Raw genomic sequence first — 15,529 nt, 5'->3', positions numbered from 1 at the left:
ACAAGATTGTATCAACTATTCAAAGGATATGTGACAACAAAGAACAAGAAATGCACCATGCCTTTTAAGGGTAAGTCATCAGAAGAACTGCTGACATTGCGTGATGCATCACAGCATGATGAATATGCAGGGATCTTGAATGATGATACTGTTCTGATTGATGTTGACGATGAAAAGCAATCTGAAGTATTGATGAAGATTGTTGAAGATCTGCAGCTTGCCTGCAGAGTTTACCAGACAACAAGGGGAAAGCATTTTTTGTTCCGGAATGAAGAAAGAGTGCAGAAAAACTGGCAAAAGCAAACACTTGCATGTGGTTTGAAATCAGATGGCAAACTTGGCTGCCATAATTCATATTCTGTTCTGAAATTCAAAGGGAAAGACAGAAAGATCATCTATGATATTTACGATGATGAAGAATATGATCCTGTGCCAAGATGGATGCTGCCAGTGAAAGCTAAAACTGAATTTTTGACTATGGAAGAAGGTGATGGAAGGAATCAGAAGCTGTTTAATTACATACTGACACTGCAGGCAGCAGGATTCAGCAAAGATGAAGCAAGGCAGTGCATCCAGATCATCAACAAGTATGTGTTAAAAACACCACTGGATCAGAAAGAATTAAACAGCATCATTAGAGATGAAGCATTTCAAAAACCAATTTTCTATGATGGCAAATCTTTTCTACATGATAAGTTTGGTCAATTCCTGATTAGTGAATACAACATCATCAAAATAGGTGGTGTGCTGCACTATTTCAAGGATGGTGTATATGTTCCTGCTAACATTGAAGGACTGATGATCAAGCACATTCCAAATCTGAAACAGAATCAAAGAAAAGAAGTGCTGTCATGGATGATGGCATACATAGATAAAGATACTGCAGTTAGCAGTGCCAATTTCATTGCCTTCAAAAATGGCATCTATAATGTTGCTACAGATCAGCTTGAAGCATTCACTAAAGACCGGATCATGACCAACAAGATCAACTGGAACTATAATCCTGATGCTTACTGTCAGTTGACAGATGATGTGCTGAACAGGCTTGCCTGCCATGATCAGCAAGTGCGCCTGCTTCTGGAAGAACTGATTGGATATACATTCTACAGAAGGAATGAACTGCGCAAGGCATTCATGTTGAAGGGGAAAAGGCACAATGGGAAATCAACATTCCTTGACATGCTAGGATTCTTGCTTGGCACAGATAATGTCAGTGCATTAGATCTTGGTGATCTGTCACATGAATATAAGGCAGCAGGATTGTTTGGAAAGCTTGCCAATCTTGGTGATGACATTGAAGATGAATTCATTCCATCTGCAGGCACATTCAAAAAGATTGTATCTGGTGATAAGATCAATTCTAATGTGAAGTTTGCAGCACCAATAGAATTCAATCCATACTGTAAGCTGATCTTTTCCGGAAACACCATACCTAGACTTGGCAGGGGTAGAGATTCAGATGCAATCATTGACAGGCTGATCATTGTGCCATTCAATGGATCTTTCAACAAAGGCACTGAAGGTTTTTCACCATTCATCAAGTATGATCTGCGCACACAGGAAAGCATGGAATACCTTGTGCGCATAGGGATTGAAGGCTTAAAGCGTGTACTGCAGAATAATTCATTTACTACCACAAAAGCCATTGATGCTGAACTGGCTGAATATGAAGAAAGCTTGAATCCTATCAACACCTTCTTTGATGAAGTTGGTGACAGTCTGGAACATGAACCAACTAAAAAATGCTACAGACTTTATGATCAGTTTTGTTTTGAAAATGCCATGAAACCGATCAGCCATGTTGAATTTAGCAGACAGGTGAAAGAAAGATTTGGTTATGACATCAAAACAGTAAGGTTTGAAGGCAAACCAACAAAGATTTTTGTAAAGAAGGTGGATAAAGATGATTAAAGGCAGATATGTTGCGCAGATTGAAATTGATTTTTCATACATCCGTCTTTCTGAAAATCAATATGAAATGGCACATGCCAAATTGTACAGTGGTTGGATGGAAGAAGCAATAGAACATCATTTGAATGAAATTTTTTATAGTGCCAATCCACAAATAAAGGTGACAAGACAGCTTGCTGACATATGCAAAGAAGGTGATGAAGATGCATCTGATTGATAAGGATGCACTGCTTGATGGTCTGATCAATGATGATCCTAAACATGTACTGCTTTACATCAGCCACTTTCCAACTGTAGATTCGGTGAGACATGGACACTGGATAAGAAAAAAGATGCTGAACTGCATCACTGGAACATGGAAAAGCGTGTGCATGTGTAGTGGATGCAGGCACACACAGTTGACTGAATCTGCCTTTTGCGGTGGATGTGGCGCAAAGATGGATGGTGATGCTGATGAATAATCTTACACAGGAAGAACTGCAGCACATGTTTGATCAGGCTGCAGAATATGGTGCTACAAGGGCAATCAAGAAACTGAAAAGTGCAGGCAGGATCACATATAACTTCAGCAACAGCTTTAAAAAGACTGAAGAACTGCTGTATCTGTATCCGAAATTGCCAGAAGATCATCCGGAAAGAAAGCGGATTGATAAAGCACTTGAAAAGATCCAGAATGATGATTACTGTGATGTGATCGCATCCAGATATTTTGACGGATTGACCATCACAGAAATCAGTGAAATCTATGATTGTAAATATCAGAACATCAGCAAGAAAAGGAACAAGCTGATCAAGATCCTTGCAGCAGAACTGTTTCCAGAAGATGTTCTAAAGGAATTATTAGAAAGGTAAGTTTGTATGATTAAAGTTGAAAAAATTGATGTGTGGGGATTTGAACATGCCATTAGGGGTATGCGTAATCCATTAAACAGTTGGGATAAGTCTGACAGCAATTTCTTCTATAATGAAGAAGAATATGAGATGGACTGCATCATTGGCAGAAATGATCTGGATTTGATGCGTAGACTGTTTGCAGCAGGCACTGAACACAGAAAGTATTTGAGGCAGATCATTGTGTCAATGGACATCACTGCACCTTTATACTGGTGGAAGGAATTTGATACATATAAGGTTGGCACTGTTGCGAACAGCTGCAGCACCATGCATAAGATCCATGCAAAGGAATTCACATTGGATGATTTTAGTTGGGATCAGTTGCTTAACAATGGATGTGATCTGTTTGAATTGCAGTGGGGCAAAGACTGTTCAACAAAAGTTCAGCCACAACACTTTTTAATTCAGTACATTATTCCAGTGCTTAACATTTGTCGTGAAAAGTATTTGGAAACAAAAGATAAAAAGTATTGGTGGCAGATGATCCAGTTGCTTCCTTCCAGTTACAATCAGAAGCGCACTGTAACAATGAATTATGAAAATGTGGTCACAATCATCAGACAGCGAACTGGACACAAGCTTGATGAATGGAATGAGTTTGTGAAGGTGCTGAAGGATTTACCATATGTGATTTATCTTTGTGAGGGAAACAAAAATGAGTGAAACAATAAGATATGATGTGAATGGTGAAGTATTTTATGAAGAACCACCTGATCCAGATCCGGTGAATCATCCGGAACATTATGAAACAGGAAAGTATGAATGCATTGATGTGATGACTGAAGCACTTGGTATGGATGAAACATCATACTTCTGTTTAGGAAATGCATTCAAGTACATATACAGATGTATGCACAAGCACGATGATCCAAAAGAAGATGTGCAGAAAGCTGTGTGGTATCTAAACAAGTTTTTGGATTTGCAAAGGTGATCAGCATGTTATTTCTATTAATATTACTGATATGTATATCTATAGGTGAAGGATTCACTTTATGCTGTGTGTTTAGCTTTGACATGTATGATCTGCCATCAATTTATTTGTTAATATTTTATGGTGTGTGTATAGTGTTTCTTGTGTATTTGTTGGTGAGGTGTTAAAGAATGACAGTTGTTGACGATGCTTTACGAAAAATATTTAAGAAAATAGAAGAAAATAAAAAGAATGAAGTGATATATAGACAGGATGCGATTGATGAGATTAAAGAAATCTACGAATGGCATGACAACGTGACAAAAGAGCGGATTATCGAACACATTGAACGGTTGCCATCCGCACAGTCAGATGACAGGCTTGCAAAGATTGCGGAACTGGTAGAAGGTACAATAGACAATTTTGATAGGGATGATGCAATGGATTTGCTGTATCAGATTAAAGAGGTGTTAAAGAATGATCATGATTAAGTGCTGCGCAATATGTAAATATTGGAAAAATGATACCTGCGTGAATCCGGATCAGTGGAACACATGGAAAACAGCTGATGATACTTGTGATGATTGGAAGGAAGCAAGGGAAAATGGGAAAATGGCATGGTCAGATAATAACATGTGATAGATGCGGAAATGAAACCAGATGTGATTTCATTGGTAAACAATCTACTGATGGTGGATACACACAGTATAATACTTTTGAAGATCCACCTAAAGATTGGAAGTATTACCTTGACATTGATGCATGGTTGTGTCCATCGTGCAACAAAGAATACTTACATATAATTAAAGATTTTATGAAACAATAATCTTCTATCCACCTGCTGATATGGCAGGTGGATATTTTTGTGCATTATGTATAAATGTACACTGATATTTTGTCAATTATGTCAATTGCAATCAGTGTACATTTATAGTAAGATATAGATGTAAGGAAGAGATGCGAAACCACTTTAGAAAGGATGACAATCATGAAAGCAAAATTCATCAAAAAGTATCATAGAAGGGAATTTTCCAGAGATATTGTTGAACTCGAATATGAATATCGTGGGATTCGTTATTTAGTATTTGAGGATAGGGCAAAGGGGAATGAGCCATTAAGCTGGCAACACAAAAGCGAACAGGCTAGAATCAACAGAATCCTTGACACACCAAAAACATCTGGAAAGCCGTTTGATATGGATGAAATATTTGAACTGCTTGAACAGGATTAAACACCATAAAACACCTTCCGGTGTATAGGTAAACCGGAATTAAAAGAAAGGAAGGTACTAAACATGCTGCAGAAAATCAAAGGAAACTACAATGTTAGACAGCAGGTGAAAGCATTCATTAAGGAAGCAGACAGAATGGTGAATGCTTACGGATGGCAAAACAGGGTTACCTATCCATACAGCTATCCAATGAAGATCACAGGAATCATTGAAGAATTGAAGGATTATGATTCTTACACAGCAGGTTCTAAAGCACATCTGATCTCACTGGCAAATGGTCTTGCGGACATCCTGAATGCGTGGGAAGAACATCATGTATTATAACTATCATGCACAGGCAAAGCAGTTAATTGCAGATGGTCATCTGGTCAGCTATGAAATAGTTGACCAGTGGAACACCATCAAGCCTGCACTGGTCTTGTATTTTGACAATCACAGACCAATGCCAATCAGATCTTACAGATGGGATGAATATTTTAAGATATTAAATGGAAAGGTGATCAATAATGGATGAAAAACGCAAAGCACATGTGAAAGCATCAATGAAGTACAATGCAGCTAATGTCAAGCAGGTGAAGTTGAACCTAAACAAAAAGACAGATGCTGACATCATCAAGGCACTTGCTGAATGTGGGAACATGCAGGGATACATCAAAGACTTGATCCGGAAGGATCTGAATGATGTGGTACAGCCACATGCACTGAAGCTGAAGATCATTGAAGGTGAATTCAAAGATGGTGAATCAGTGACAGTCAGCATTGATGGGAAGGAATTCAAGCGAAAAGTGTACTACAGCAACAGATGGAATGATCTTGTGATTATCGTTTATGGGAATGAGTACAGGCGCAGCGAATTCAGATAAGAAAAAGACCACCAATAAAAGGTGGTCTTTTTCTTATGAGAATCGGATTAAAAAGGAGATTCAAACCTTGATATGACATTAATTATTGTCACCAATCTTCTATCTTTTCATACATTGATGTTAGGATTATTCATAGCTTCCTTTGCTGCTTACGCAAAGCCACACATGTTGAATGTGTGGCTTCTTTTTTGTACATAATAAGACCATGAAAAAGATAATACTATCATTAGCTGCCTTTACGATACTTGCCACTGGTACAGCAGGATCTGCATCTGCACAACACTGTAATGTCAGAAAAGGTGACAGCATGTGGATCATTGCTAAACGCTACAATGTTTTATTCAAAGACATCCTTGAACTGAACAAGCATCTTCACAAGGATGTTGATCTGATCCATCCGAAAGACAAGGTTGAACTGCCTGATGGAAGCACTGGAACATCTACAGATAAATCTGGCACAGGTGATAGCGATGCAAAGAGATCTGAAGAAACCAGTGCTGAAATGACACAGGCACAGGCTGTTCTGAAACTGGTGAATGCTGAAAGACAAAAAGCAGGACTGCAGCCACTCACACTTTCAGAAAAGCTTACAAACATAGCTTATACAAAAGCTAAAGATATGGCTGATAAAGGATACTTCAGCCACCAATCACCAACTTATGGATCACCATTTGACATGTTGAAACAGTTTGGTGTCAGCTTCAGTGCAGCAGGTGAAAATATCGCTGCAGGACAAAAGACTGCACAAGAAGTCATGGATTCATGGATGAATTCATCCGGACACAGGGCAAACATTCTGAACGAGAATTATACACAGCTTGGTGTTGGATTCTATCGTGGTGGTCAATATGGCACTGAATGGGTGCAGTTATTCATCAAGCCATAAAATATATGTGAGCGCATGTGAAATGTCTTAAAATGGCGCACAGGGCTTCTGAAGGGCATTCTGATCTGCTTGATCAGGATGCTTTTTTGGTTGCTTGGGTGGGTATTCTAATATTAATGAAATTGCGTCAAAATTAACATGGAAAGGTGGTGTTTATTCATGAAGAATAAAGAATATTGGATCAATTGGTCAAAGGCTGCTGCAATTCGTGCAGCAAAAACTTTTGCACAAACAGCAGTGGCATCCATTCCTGTTGCTGTTTCTATCAATGAAGTGCAATGGATGCATGTGTTAGGTGTGGCTGCACTGGCAGCTGTTCTGTCATTGCTCACCAGTGTTGCAGGCTTGCCTGAAGTGGATGAAGAAGGAATGTGATCATGGCAATCTGGGTATCATTATTTTCTTCAATCATTGTGGCACTGATCGGTGGGATCTTCTCTTATATTGGTGTGTCCAAAACAGCAAAAGCATCACATGATGCTTCCATGATTGAAATCAAGATGGAACAGGAAAAGCAATCAGTAAAGATCCATGAACAGATTGATGGGATCAAAGAGGACATAAACAGGCTTGAAAAGAAGCAGGACAAGCACAATTCCATCATTGAGCGCACATTCAAATTAGAACAGCAGGTGAATGATTTGGAAAAGCGAATGAACAGAACTGAAGTGGTGTAAATGGCTAAAGGCAGACCAAACAAATACTATACACATGTAAAGCCAAGGTTTGAAGAAATCAAAGAATGGCTGAAAGCAGGCGCAACTGACAAAGAAATTGCTGAAAATCTTGGTGTGAATCCAAAAGTGTTCTGCAAGTATAAAAGTGAATTTAATGACTTAAATGAACTTTGTAAAAATGGCAGGCTGAAGGCTGTGCAAGAAATCAAAGCTGCACTGTTTAAGCGTGCAACAGGATTTACATACAAAGAAAAGAAAGTGATTAGAAAGAAGATCCTGCTGAAAGGTGACGATGATGCGGATGTTCCTGCAACAGTTGTTCAAACTGAAGACTATACAAAGTATGCGCTGCCTGATCCTGCATCAGCAATGATCCTTCTGAAGCATTGGGATAAAGAAGCAGACGGATCTGCAAAATGGACACAAGATCCTGCAATGCTTGAACTGAAGAAAAAAGAATTTGAGTTAAAGAAAGAACACATAGAAAGTGGTGAATGGACATGATCAAAGGTGTAGATGTTTCTGCTTGGCAGGGAAATATAAATTGGTCAGCTGTAAAGGCAGCAGGAATTGGCTTTGCCATCATCAAGTGCGCAGGAAGCGATGATGGATTTTATGTCGATTCCAGATATGAAAGCAACTATAAAGGCGCAAAGGATGCAGGCATTCCTGTTGGTGCTTACTATTTTGTAGGCAAAGGATGCATCAGTGCTGCAGATGGCAAGGCAGATGCTGAAAGATTCCTGAAGCTGCTGAAGGGCAAGCAGTTTGAATATCCAGTGTACATGGATTGTGAAGTGACTTCACCTGCTGACAAAAAAGGCGCAACAGATGCTGCCATTGCTTTTTGTGAAACACTTGAAAAGGCAGGCTATTATGCAGGCATTTATGGCAGTACATACAGCACCTTTGAATCAAGGCTTGATGATTCCAGATTAACAAGATTTGCGCACTGGGTAGCACAGTATGCGAACAGCTGCACCTATATTGGTGAAGTCGGTATTTGGCAGTATTCAAGCACAGGATATGTTGCAGGCATCGGTGGAAATGTTGACATGAACTATGCTTATGTAGATTATCCTTCCATCATCAAGAAGCTTGGTAAAAATGGCTTCCAGAAGGCTTCTAGCAGCCAAAATAAGACCAATAGAACACGCTTTGATGCAATTAATAAGATTCTTGGTGAAGCAACTGTAAAAAGGCTTCAGGAGTTTCTGAACAAGAATAATAATGCAGGTCTGAAAGTGGATGGTGACTTTTACAAGCTTACATACAAAGCACTTCAGGCATACCTGAACAAAGAAATGAGGTGATCCAATGAAGTATTTTGCTGTTGGTGAAGATAAATCACTTGTAGATGTTACTGAACTGGTGCTTGCGCTTGCAGGTGGTGCTATGAGCGGAAACATCAGTTTTGAAGGATCACAAAGTACAAGTGAAATCATCAGATTTCTTGACAACAATATAAATACTTATGGAAATGGTATTTCTATTGGTGGCGGTGGTGTAACAGTCATTGGTGGCGGTGAAGCTGCGCAGGTACTGGAAGGAACTGTGCCTGCTGACACAGAAAGAGTGATGATTGGCAGTGATACCACCATTGAATTTTATACAAATGTACAAAGTGGTGTAGCAAACGCAAAGAAAGTGACACTTTCCACTGCAGGATTATTTTCTGGACATCAGAAAGCTATTACAAGCGGTACAGCAGCACCATCCGGTGGATCTAATGGTGATATTTATATTCAGTATTAAGGCAGGTGATTTTGCATGGCAATGAGCGTAAAAATCACGCTGACAGAAAACAGTGTATCAGTTGCCAATAATACATCATCTGTCAATTGTAAAGTGGTTCTGTCATGGACTGGTGGATCATGGAATCACAACGGAACAACACAGGTGCTTGTATTTGATGGTGTCAGATACACAACTACTGCAAATCTGAATCCAAATCAGACAAATTCAGGCAGTCAGACACTGTTTAATGTCACAAGGACTGTCACGCATAATGCAGATGGTTCAAAGACTGTTTCTGCAACAGCAACTGTCATTTCTGGTGGATCTTCCGGAACAATCAAAGAAACAGCGTCAAAGGTGCTTACAAAGATCGCAAGAAATCCAACAGCACCAACATCATTCACAATCACTGCAGGTCATGGCAATTATGTTGGACTTGGTGACAAGATCACCATGAAATGGTCAGGTGCAACAGGTGTGATCACTGCTTATGAGATCCAGTATTCCAGAGGGAACACAGGATGGAAATCATGGAGTGCTTTTAATAACGTAACTGGAAATTCACTTACAGATTCATTTGCATCAACTGATATAAATCAGACTGGTGCAGGAAAAGCTGTAAAGTATAGGATCAGGGCAAAGAATGGATCTTTAACTTCTGCGTGGAAAGAATCAAACACGCTGATCATGTCCGGTGAAATGGATCTGAAGGTGAATGGCGCATGGAAGGCAGGCACAACATGGATCAAGGTGAATGGCACATGGAAGCGTGCAAAGCGTGTGTGGATTAAAGTGAATGGATCTTGGAAAGAAACAAAGTGAGGTGATAAATATGAATAGCATCCTTCAGGGAACAACACCAACACTGACTATTGCAGTTGATAAGGCTGATCTTCTGCTTTCCAACATTTCTGATCTGGAACTGACATTTCAGCAGATAGGTGATCCAGTGTATAAGCACATGTCTGATGTTTCCATTGACACTGAAGCAAACACCATATCTTATCACTTCACGCAGACAGAAACACTTGCGCTGATCCCAACAAGGCAGCTGAACTGGCAGATCCGCTTTCTGCTGACAGATGGAAATGTTGTTGGAACAACTGTTGCACAGATTAATGTGTCAGATCTAATCAGTGATGAGGTGATGACATGAGTGTGTACAGAACAATCACTGTTGGTGCGCAGCTGTCAGGAAACAAGATCACTGCTGATGCAGATGTTGGTGGCAATATCAATGCAGATGCGCAGATGGTCAACAGAATGGAAATAAACAATGTATCTGATTATAATCTTCTGAACAACAAGCCACAAATCAACAGTGTGACACTGGAAGGTGACAAGTCATTTGATGATCTTGGTTTGGAAGGCATCAGCAATTTGGAACTTGAAGAAATATTAAGATAATGAGGTGACACGATGGCAAAGTATTTAGATAACAATGGTTTATTGTACTTTTGGCAGAAGATCAAAACGATCTTTGCAACACAGGATGATCTTGATACCTTATCAGGCAGGGTGGATGACATTGTATCTGAAGGCGGTGAACCAAATGTAATTGATACAGTGCAGGTAAACGGCACTGCGCTGACACCTGATGCAAACAAGGCAGTTAATGTGACCATTGCACAGGGATCATCAAACGGCACATTGGCTGTTAATGGTACAAATGTATCTGTAAAGGGGTTGAAGTCTGCAGCATACACAGAATCAAGCGCATATGATGCATCTGGCGCAGCTGCTGCTGTTTTAGGTGCATCCACTGATGCTGCAACAGCAAACACTGTATACGGCGCAAAAGCAGCTGCAGCTGCTGCACAGGCTGATGCTGATGCACTGGAAGAACTTGTTGGTTCAACTGCTGTTTCAACACAGATCACCAATGCAATTGGTGCGCTTGATTCATCTATTTCAGCAGAAACAAACAAGGCAATTGCCAGTGTGACTGTGACGAATGGCAAGATCACAGGCAGCACAAAGATTACAGTGCCGACCAACACCAATCAGCTGACAAACGGTGCAGGCTATCAGACAGCTTCTGATGTTGCCACTGCGATCAGCGGAAAACAGGATACACTGACATTTGATACTGCGCCTACTGAAGACAGCACTAATCCTGTCACTTCAGGTGGTGTGTATACTGCGCTTGCAGGAAAGGTGAACACGGAAACCGGAAAAGGTCTTTCTGAAAATGATTTTACAGATACACTTCTGACAAAGCTGAATGGTATTGAAGCAGGCGCAAACAAAACCACTGTTGATTCAGCATTGTCAAGCACAAGCACAAATCCGCTACAGAACAAGGCGATCAACACAGCTTTAAGCAACAAAGCAAATTTGGCATCACCAACATTCACCGGAACACCTAAAGCACCTACTGCTGCAGCAGGCACTAAAACAACACAGATTGCCACTACTGAATTTGTTGACACAGCAGTTACTAATGCCATTGGAAGCATCACAGGCATCAGCTTTGAAATTGTCACTTCACTTCCTTCAACTGGCGCAGCAGGTACAATCTATCTGATCAGCAACAGCGGATCTGGCACTAATATCTATGATGAATATATCTATGTGAATAGCAAATGGGAGAAAATCGGAACAACTGATGTTGATCTTTCTTCTTACTGGAATACAAGCAATCTGACAGCCATTACAAATTCTGAAATTGATACAATTCTTGCAGCTTGATGAAAATGGGGTGATCACATGTCTAATTATTTAGATCAGACCGGATTATCTTATTTTTACAGTAAGCTGAAAGCAAAGTTTGCATTGCGCAGTCAGTCACTGCCAGTGATCGCAAACATCAGCAGGAATGAAACTACTGGTGCTATGGAATTATGGTCAAAGAACCTGAACAACATTGTGACCACTGGCATGTACAATGCAATCACATGTACCAATGCCAAATTCCAGTATTCAACACTGATTGTCATTGGTTATTATCTTTCCGGGTACTGCACGCAGATTCAGCAGGATGTGACCACTGGTAGACTTGCGACAAGATCACAGATTAATGGCAGTTGGTCTGCATGGGTCGAAATTGATACTTCTTCATTCTATACAAAAACAGAAGTGGATAATTTGATTGCAGCAAATGCTGTGACTGCTTCACATGATGGTAATGGCACTGTAACAATCAGCGGTATTTCAACACTGCCAGATGCAAGCACACAGAGTTATTAAGGGGTGATGATATGTCATATGCAAAAATTGATGAATCACTTCTTACAGCCATTGCGGATTCAATCAGGTCTAAAAATGGAAGCAGTGATACATACACACCTGCAGAAATGGCAGTTGCCATTGATGAAATTGAAACTGGTGGTGGATCATCATGGACGAAGGTTGCGGAGACGAGTTATCAAGTCAGTACGACAAGCACATCAGTGTCAACTGTAGAAACATTTAAAACAGGGCATAGCGAAATTTGGACAAGCGACAAGATTCTGTATATCCGCATTCGTGATACGGCAGGGAAACGGAACGGATATTTTTACGGTAGCGATAATTTTTATATCAACACCAACGCCGCAAACAGTTCCACTAGTAATTTGACCCAAGGGATTCGTGCAATTATTTTGTGCAAAACTGACGGAACGTATAGCACAAATAACACAATGATAGGTGGCTCAGTCGGCTATGGCGTTTATACCGACACAATTTATAGCGACGGTAGAATTCGTGTACGTAGTAAATATAGCTCAAGCTATTCGCTGACTGTGGACGGCACATACAAAGTCGAAGTATATCTATTAGACATGCCAACAGGCGCACCGATATTTGAATAAGGAGAACAAAAAATGTATCAGTATTATATTACCGAAGTCAGAAAGACCACAACAGGCGAATTTGAGCATGAGAACTACTGGGTCTATGATGCGGATGAACTGGTTTATATCTATTAAAGGGGTGATTTTATATGGCTGAAATGAAAAGATTGATCATCGGTGATGGGGAATTTGAAATTGTCGATGAAGCAGCAAGAAATAATTTATCAAACATCCACAATAGCGTTTTTTATAAAAACATAGTGTATGAAACATATCGAACAAAAGACACTGATTGCTATGTAATAACAATTCCATATAAAGATGAGGATGGAAATGTTATTAATCCTTATATGGCATATAGTGAAACAGAAACACCTGCAGAATATGCTAGAAATCATGGCACTACATTTACAAGCAATGGCGCAGCTAATATGCTAAAAACTGATGGTACTTGGCAAGTGCCAATTACATTTAGTCGTGGTGAAAAAATATATGGTACAGAATGGACAGGCACACCGGTTCCAAATGACGCAAGAATTGTATCTTTTAATCAAGACAGAACTATTACTGAATTTCCAGTTGATGCGAAACTTTCTGATCTTGTGTCAGGTGGTGCATATAACACCGTTTCTGTTTACTATAAGCTAGTAGAAAATAGTGCGGTTTTAGATTTATCTGAAGTTGTAGTAAATGAGGATGGAAGGGTAACGGATAAAAATCCAAACCTTGCAGTTGGTGTAAAAAGCGATAAGACCATTGTATTTTTTGTTTGCGATGGAAGAACAAACATAAACAAAGGATTAGATTCAATCGAAACTGCGGAACAAATGGTTTCATTTGGATGCACAGATGCATGGATGATGGATGGTGGTGGTTCTGCTTCTGTAAACTATAAAGGTTCAAAACTCAATAGAAACATCGATGGAGATGGAACAATTGACAGAAAGATACGTTTTACATTCAATGTAAAAAAAGATGTAAGCAACGATGTTGCAACAGAAGCATTTGGAAAAATTGGTGAAGAAAAGCAAAATATTATAAAGCAGATTATTCCACTCACGAAAGACATATACAGAATAAATGGCTTTGCTTCCGGAACAGAAGTATTAGAAGAAGGAACAGATTTGAATAATATTATTGCTGTAGGAAGATATGAAGCAAATCCTAACTCGTTAGCAGCAACGATTGAAAATTGTCCAACATCCGTGGCTTTTGTCATGACTGTTGAGTATTTAGCCGGAACGAGTGAGTTTTTCTACACAATAAAAGATTATTATGGAAACATTTTTGTCAGAAGAAACCATATCTATTCAGGAGCAAACCATTTTACAGATTGGGAGCATGTTGTTTTTGAATCAAAACAGGATATTAAATTTGGTTCAGTGGATCTTTCTATATCTGTAAATGCTAATAGTTTTGCATATGATATTGATGTTCCTGTTTCAGGTTTAACATCTGATTATAAAGTGGTTTGCACTCCGCAATGGGCAATGGTGTATGTTGGAATTAGGAGTATAACGACTGACAAATTCAAAATTGATGTCAAAAACCTTAGTGACACAGCAATCACATCACTTAGGTTGCATTACATTTGCGTCAAATAATATGTGTACAAACCAACTGACAAGAAGAAATAAAACAGTAAAGCGCACAGCAATGTGCGCTTTATATCTATGAGGTATGCAAGTATGTATTCAAACAAAGAAGTGAAGGAAATATTGCAGCGATGCATCACAGCTATTGATTACATGGACAAAGTAAGTCATCTTCCTAATTGCAATGACTGTGCTATCTATCATGTGTGCAGCCATGCGCCTAGACTTGGTGAACAAGTGCGGATCAATTGTCCACTGCACAGGGAAAGGATCTGACATGATAACAAGGGAACAATTTTATAAAAGCAAACAATGGGAAGCATTCAGGAAGGTCATCATACAGCAGCGTACAGATGAAGATGGATTTGTGCATTGCTGTGAGTGTGGCAAGCCAATACTGCACAAGTATGATCTGATAGTGCATCACAAGCAGGAACTGTCTGAAGCTAATGTGAATGATGCGATGGTTAGCCTGAATCCTGACAATGTGGAATGTATCTGCTTTAGATGTCATAACAAGGTGCATGAAAGGTTTGGATTCAATAAGTCAGCACCAACTTCATATAAGAAGCATGTGTACATTGTTTATGGTGCGCCATGTTCAGGCAAGTCAACATGGGTACATGAGAATGCGACACAGGATGATCTGGTTGTGGATCTGGATAATATCTGGCAGATGATCAGCATCAATGAAAGGTATTCCAAACCTGCAGCACTAAAGCATGTAGTGTTTGAAATGCGTGATAAGTTATATGACATCATCAGATACAGATCAGGTAAGTGGCATTCTGCTTTCATCATCACAGGTGGTGCAATGAAAGGTGACAGGGATAGACTGGCACAGAGAGTAGGTGCAGATGATCTTATCTTTATTGATACAGATCAATCTGTTTGTCTGGATCGAATGCACACTAAAGGGTTATCTTCTGCGCAGATGGATGACTGGAAAAAATTTATCATTGACTGGTTTGAAAGATACCAATCTGATTGAATTGTTAGACAATTGGCACATCTCCCCCATAACCGAATAAGTGTTCAGTATAGGGGAG

The 15,529-nt window shown here is 39.6% G+C and carries 29 protein-coding genes; 28 read left to right on the top strand and 1 reads right to left on the bottom strand.

Going from position 1 to position 15,529, the window contains the following annotated elements:
• The first annotated feature begins 6 nt into the window (after positions 1 to 6).
• The 13 genes from Q0409_RS04995 (at position 7) to Q0409_RS04935 (ending at position 5,809) form a co-directional block, all read left to right on the top strand.
• Positions 7 to 1,911: a phage/plasmid primase, P4 family gene (locus Q0409_RS04995; protein ID WP_298535728.1), complete on the top strand. Its 1,905-nt coding sequence runs from the start codon at positions 7 to 9 to the stop codon at positions 1,909 to 1,911.
• Positions 1,904 to 2,128: a hypothetical protein gene (locus Q0409_RS04990; RefSeq protein ID WP_298535726.1), complete on the top strand. Its 225-nt coding sequence runs from the start codon at positions 1,904 to 1,906 to the stop codon at positions 2,126 to 2,128. Before Q0409_RS04995 ends, Q0409_RS04990 begins: the two co-directional genes overlap by 8 nt.
• Before the next feature lie 85 nt (positions 2,129 to 2,213).
• Positions 2,214 to 2,372, top strand: a complete 159-nt coding sequence (locus Q0409_RS04985; RefSeq protein ID WP_298535724.1) for a hypothetical protein — start codon at positions 2,214 to 2,216, stop codon at positions 2,370 to 2,372.
• On the top strand, positions 2,365 to 2,763 hold the full coding sequence (locus Q0409_RS04980; protein WP_298535722.1) for a hypothetical protein: 399 nt from the start codon (positions 2,365 to 2,367) through the stop codon (positions 2,761 to 2,763). Before Q0409_RS04985 ends, Q0409_RS04980 begins: the two co-directional genes overlap by 8 nt.
• Positions 2,764 to 2,769: 6 nt before the next feature.
• Positions 2,770 to 3,468: a hypothetical protein gene (locus Q0409_RS04975; protein WP_298535720.1), complete on the top strand. Its 699-nt coding sequence runs from the start codon at positions 2,770 to 2,772 to the stop codon at positions 3,466 to 3,468.
• Positions 3,461 to 3,736 (top strand): DUF3310 domain-containing protein, encoded by a 276-nt coding sequence (locus Q0409_RS04970; protein ID WP_298535719.1) that lies wholly within the window; start codon positions 3,461 to 3,463, stop codon positions 3,734 to 3,736. The genes Q0409_RS04975 and Q0409_RS04970 overlap by 8 nt, the downstream gene beginning before the upstream one ends.
• A 170-nt stretch (positions 3,737 to 3,906) precedes the next feature.
• Positions 3,907 to 4,206 (top strand): hypothetical protein, encoded by a 300-nt coding sequence (locus tag Q0409_RS04965; protein ID WP_298535717.1) that lies wholly within the window; start codon positions 3,907 to 3,909, stop codon positions 4,204 to 4,206.
• Positions 4,199 to 4,354, top strand: coding sequence for a hypothetical protein (locus Q0409_RS04960; protein WP_298535715.1), 156 nt, complete (start codon positions 4,199 to 4,201; stop codon positions 4,352 to 4,354). Before Q0409_RS04965 ends, Q0409_RS04960 begins: the two co-directional genes overlap by 8 nt.
• Positions 4,355 to 4,365: 11 nt before the next feature.
• Positions 4,366 to 4,518, top strand: coding sequence for a hypothetical protein (locus Q0409_RS04955; protein WP_298535714.1), 153 nt, complete (start codon positions 4,366 to 4,368; stop codon positions 4,516 to 4,518).
• Positions 4,519 to 4,703: 185 nt separating this feature from the next.
• Positions 4,704 to 4,946 (top strand): hypothetical protein, encoded by a 243-nt coding sequence (locus Q0409_RS04950; RefSeq protein ID WP_298535712.1) that lies wholly within the window; start codon positions 4,704 to 4,706, stop codon positions 4,944 to 4,946.
• Positions 4,947 to 5,009: 63 nt separating this feature from the next.
• A complete protein-coding gene (locus tag Q0409_RS04945) occupies positions 5,010 to 5,270 on the top strand; it encodes a hypothetical protein (RefSeq protein WP_298535710.1) in 261 nt (86 codons plus the stop codon).
• Positions 5,260 to 5,460, top strand: coding sequence for a hypothetical protein (locus tag Q0409_RS04940; protein ID WP_298535708.1), 201 nt, complete (start codon positions 5,260 to 5,262; stop codon positions 5,458 to 5,460). The genes Q0409_RS04945 and Q0409_RS04940 overlap by 11 nt, the downstream gene beginning before the upstream one ends.
• A complete protein-coding gene (locus tag Q0409_RS04935; RefSeq protein WP_298535706.1) occupies positions 5,453 to 5,809 on the top strand; it encodes a hypothetical protein in 357 nt (118 codons plus the stop codon). The genes Q0409_RS04940 and Q0409_RS04935 overlap by 8 nt, the downstream gene beginning before the upstream one ends.
• Positions 5,810 to 5,935: 126 nt before the next feature.
• Here the strand turns inward: Q0409_RS04935 and Q0409_RS04930 are convergent, their stop codons facing one another.
• Complete coding sequence (locus tag Q0409_RS04930; protein ID WP_298535704.1) at positions 5,936 to 6,118, bottom strand: hypothetical protein; 183 nt, start codon at positions 6,116 to 6,118, stop codon at positions 5,936 to 5,938.
• Here Q0409_RS04930 and Q0409_RS04925 point away from each other — a divergent pair.
• From Q0409_RS04925 to Q0409_RS04855, 15 genes are all read left to right on the top strand, one after another.
• Positions 6,117 to 6,695: a CAP domain-containing protein gene (locus Q0409_RS04925; RefSeq protein ID WP_298535702.1), complete on the top strand. Its 579-nt coding sequence runs from the start codon at positions 6,117 to 6,119 to the stop codon at positions 6,693 to 6,695. The genes Q0409_RS04930 and Q0409_RS04925 overlap by 2 nt on opposite strands.
• A 138-nt stretch (positions 6,696 to 6,833) precedes the next feature.
• The gene (locus tag Q0409_RS04920) at positions 6,834 to 7,070 is read left to right on the top strand and encodes a holin (protein ID WP_298535700.1); all 237 of its coding nucleotides are present in this window, start codon (positions 6,834 to 6,836) and stop codon (positions 7,068 to 7,070) included.
• A 2-nt stretch (positions 7,071 to 7,072) separates the two neighbouring features.
• Positions 7,073 to 7,372 carry a hypothetical protein gene (locus Q0409_RS04915; RefSeq protein ID WP_298535699.1) on the top strand — a complete coding sequence of 100 codons (300 nt, stop codon included), beginning with the start codon at positions 7,073 to 7,075 and terminating at the stop codon, positions 7,370 to 7,372.
• Entirely contained in the window at positions 7,373 to 7,876 is a 504-nt protein-coding gene (locus Q0409_RS04910; RefSeq protein ID WP_298535697.1) for a hypothetical protein, read from the top strand.
• A complete protein-coding gene (locus Q0409_RS04905; RefSeq protein WP_298535695.1) occupies positions 7,873 to 8,685 on the top strand; it encodes a glycoside hydrolase family 25 protein in 813 nt (270 codons plus the stop codon). Before Q0409_RS04910 ends, Q0409_RS04905 begins: the two co-directional genes overlap by 4 nt.
• A 4-nt stretch (positions 8,686 to 8,689) precedes the next feature.
• Positions 8,690 to 9,127 carry a hypothetical protein gene (locus Q0409_RS04900; RefSeq protein WP_298535693.1) on the top strand — a complete coding sequence of 146 codons (438 nt, stop codon included), beginning with the start codon at positions 8,690 to 8,692 and terminating at the stop codon, positions 9,125 to 9,127.
• A gap of 15 nt (positions 9,128 to 9,142) precedes the next feature.
• On the top strand, positions 9,143 to 9,931 hold the full coding sequence (locus Q0409_RS04895) for a hypothetical protein (RefSeq protein ID WP_298535691.1): 789 nt from the start codon (positions 9,143 to 9,145) through the stop codon (positions 9,929 to 9,931).
• The gene (locus Q0409_RS04890) at positions 9,906 to 10,265 is read left to right on the top strand and encodes a hypothetical protein (RefSeq protein ID WP_298535690.1); all 360 of its coding nucleotides are present in this window, start codon (positions 9,906 to 9,908) and stop codon (positions 10,263 to 10,265) included. Before Q0409_RS04895 ends, Q0409_RS04890 begins: the two co-directional genes overlap by 26 nt.
• On the top strand, positions 10,262 to 10,516 hold the full coding sequence (locus tag Q0409_RS04885; RefSeq protein WP_298535688.1) for a hypothetical protein: 255 nt from the start codon (positions 10,262 to 10,264) through the stop codon (positions 10,514 to 10,516). The genes Q0409_RS04890 and Q0409_RS04885 overlap by 4 nt, the downstream gene beginning before the upstream one ends.
• A gap of 12 nt (positions 10,517 to 10,528) precedes the next feature.
• Positions 10,529 to 11,800 (top strand): hypothetical protein, encoded by a 1,272-nt coding sequence (locus tag Q0409_RS04880; protein ID WP_298535686.1) that lies wholly within the window; start codon positions 10,529 to 10,531, stop codon positions 11,798 to 11,800.
• Between the two features lie 18 nt (positions 11,801 to 11,818).
• A complete protein-coding gene (locus Q0409_RS04875; RefSeq protein WP_298535684.1) occupies positions 11,819 to 12,298 on the top strand; it encodes a pyocin knob domain-containing protein in 480 nt (159 codons plus the stop codon).
• A gap of 11 nt (positions 12,299 to 12,309) precedes the next feature.
• Entirely contained in the window at positions 12,310 to 12,903 is a 594-nt protein-coding gene (locus Q0409_RS04870; RefSeq protein WP_298535682.1) for a hypothetical protein, read from the top strand.
• A gap of 131 nt (positions 12,904 to 13,034) precedes the next feature.
• Positions 13,035 to 14,489 (top strand): phosphodiester glycosidase family protein, encoded by a 1,455-nt coding sequence (locus tag Q0409_RS04865; protein ID WP_298535680.1) that lies wholly within the window; start codon positions 13,035 to 13,037, stop codon positions 14,487 to 14,489.
• Between the two features lie 84 nt (positions 14,490 to 14,573).
• Positions 14,574 to 14,756 (top strand): hypothetical protein, encoded by a 183-nt coding sequence (locus Q0409_RS04860; protein ID WP_298535678.1) that lies wholly within the window; start codon positions 14,574 to 14,576, stop codon positions 14,754 to 14,756.
• The gene (locus Q0409_RS04855; RefSeq protein WP_298535796.1) at positions 14,671 to 15,471 is read left to right on the top strand and encodes an HNH endonuclease; all 801 of its coding nucleotides are present in this window, start codon (positions 14,671 to 14,673) and stop codon (positions 15,469 to 15,471) included. The genes Q0409_RS04860 and Q0409_RS04855 overlap by 86 nt, the downstream gene beginning before the upstream one ends.
• Positions 15,472 to 15,529 lie beyond the last annotated feature (58 nt).

The organism is uncultured Methanobrevibacter sp. (genome assembly GCF_937898925.1).
Lineage (GTDB): Archaea > Methanobacteriota > Methanobacteria > Methanobacteriales > Methanobacteriaceae > Methanobrevibacter.
Note: the sequence above shows the minus strand (reverse complement) of the source record. Positions and strands in the feature narration are given on the sequence as shown.

Coding starts and splice junctions, on each gene's coding strand:
- Q0409_RS04990 (WP_298535726.1), top strand. CDS start 1,904: ATGATTAAAGGCAGATATGTTGCGCAGATTGAAATTGATTTTTCATAC.
- Q0409_RS04980 (WP_298535722.1), top strand. CDS start 2,365: ATGAATAATCTTACACAGGAAGAACTGCAGCACATGTTTGATCAGGCT.
- Q0409_RS04975 (WP_298535720.1), top strand. CDS start 2,770: ATGATTAAAGTTGAAAAAATTGATGTGTGGGGATTTGAACATGCCATT.
- Q0409_RS04970 (WP_298535719.1), top strand. CDS start 3,461: ATGAGTGAAACAATAAGATATGATGTGAATGGTGAAGTATTTTATGAA.
- Q0409_RS04965 (WP_298535717.1), top strand. CDS start 3,907: ATGACAGTTGTTGACGATGCTTTACGAAAAATATTTAAGAAAATAGAA.
- Q0409_RS04960 (WP_298535715.1), top strand. CDS start 4,199: ATGATTAAGTGCTGCGCAATATGTAAATATTGGAAAAATGATACCTGC.
- Q0409_RS04955 (WP_298535714.1), top strand. CDS start 4,366: ATGAAACCAGATGTGATTTCATTGGTAAACAATCTACTGATGGTGGAT.
- Q0409_RS04950 (WP_298535712.1), top strand. CDS start 4,704: ATGAAAGCAAAATTCATCAAAAAGTATCATAGAAGGGAATTTTCCAGA.
- Q0409_RS04945 (WP_298535710.1), top strand. CDS start 5,010: ATGCTGCAGAAAATCAAAGGAAACTACAATGTTAGACAGCAGGTGAAA.
- Q0409_RS04940 (WP_298535708.1), top strand. CDS start 5,260: ATGTATTATAACTATCATGCACAGGCAAAGCAGTTAATTGCAGATGGT.
- Q0409_RS04935 (WP_298535706.1), top strand. CDS start 5,453: ATGGATGAAAAACGCAAAGCACATGTGAAAGCATCAATGAAGTACAAT.
- Q0409_RS04925 (WP_298535702.1), top strand. CDS start 6,117: ATGTGGATCATTGCTAAACGCTACAATGTTTTATTCAAAGACATCCTT.
- Q0409_RS04930 (WP_298535704.1), bottom strand. CDS start 6,118: ATGCTGTCACCTTTTCTGACATTACAGTGTTGTGCAGATGCAGATCCT.
- Q0409_RS04920 (WP_298535700.1), top strand. CDS start 6,834: ATGGAAAGGTGGTGTTTATTCATGAAGAATAAAGAATATTGGATCAAT.
- Q0409_RS04915 (WP_298535699.1), top strand. CDS start 7,073: ATGGCAATCTGGGTATCATTATTTTCTTCAATCATTGTGGCACTGATC.
- Q0409_RS04910 (WP_298535697.1), top strand. CDS start 7,373: ATGGCTAAAGGCAGACCAAACAAATACTATACACATGTAAAGCCAAGG.
- Q0409_RS04905 (WP_298535695.1), top strand. CDS start 7,873: ATGATCAAAGGTGTAGATGTTTCTGCTTGGCAGGGAAATATAAATTGG.
- Q0409_RS04900 (WP_298535693.1), top strand. CDS start 8,690: ATGAAGTATTTTGCTGTTGGTGAAGATAAATCACTTGTAGATGTTACT.
- Q0409_RS04895 (WP_298535691.1), top strand. CDS start 9,143: ATGGCAATGAGCGTAAAAATCACGCTGACAGAAAACAGTGTATCAGTT.
- Q0409_RS04890 (WP_298535690.1), top strand. CDS start 9,906: ATGGATCTTGGAAAGAAACAAAGTGAGGTGATAAATATGAATAGCATC.
- Q0409_RS04885 (WP_298535688.1), top strand. CDS start 10,262: ATGAGTGTGTACAGAACAATCACTGTTGGTGCGCAGCTGTCAGGAAAC.
- Q0409_RS04880 (WP_298535686.1), top strand. CDS start 10,529: ATGGCAAAGTATTTAGATAACAATGGTTTATTGTACTTTTGGCAGAAG.
- Q0409_RS04875 (WP_298535684.1), top strand. CDS start 11,819: ATGTCTAATTATTTAGATCAGACCGGATTATCTTATTTTTACAGTAAG.
- Q0409_RS04870 (WP_298535682.1), top strand. CDS start 12,310: ATGTCATATGCAAAAATTGATGAATCACTTCTTACAGCCATTGCGGAT.
- Q0409_RS04865 (WP_298535680.1), top strand. CDS start 13,035: ATGGCTGAAATGAAAAGATTGATCATCGGTGATGGGGAATTTGAAATT.
- Q0409_RS04860 (WP_298535678.1), top strand. CDS start 14,574: ATGTATTCAAACAAAGAAGTGAAGGAAATATTGCAGCGATGCATCACA.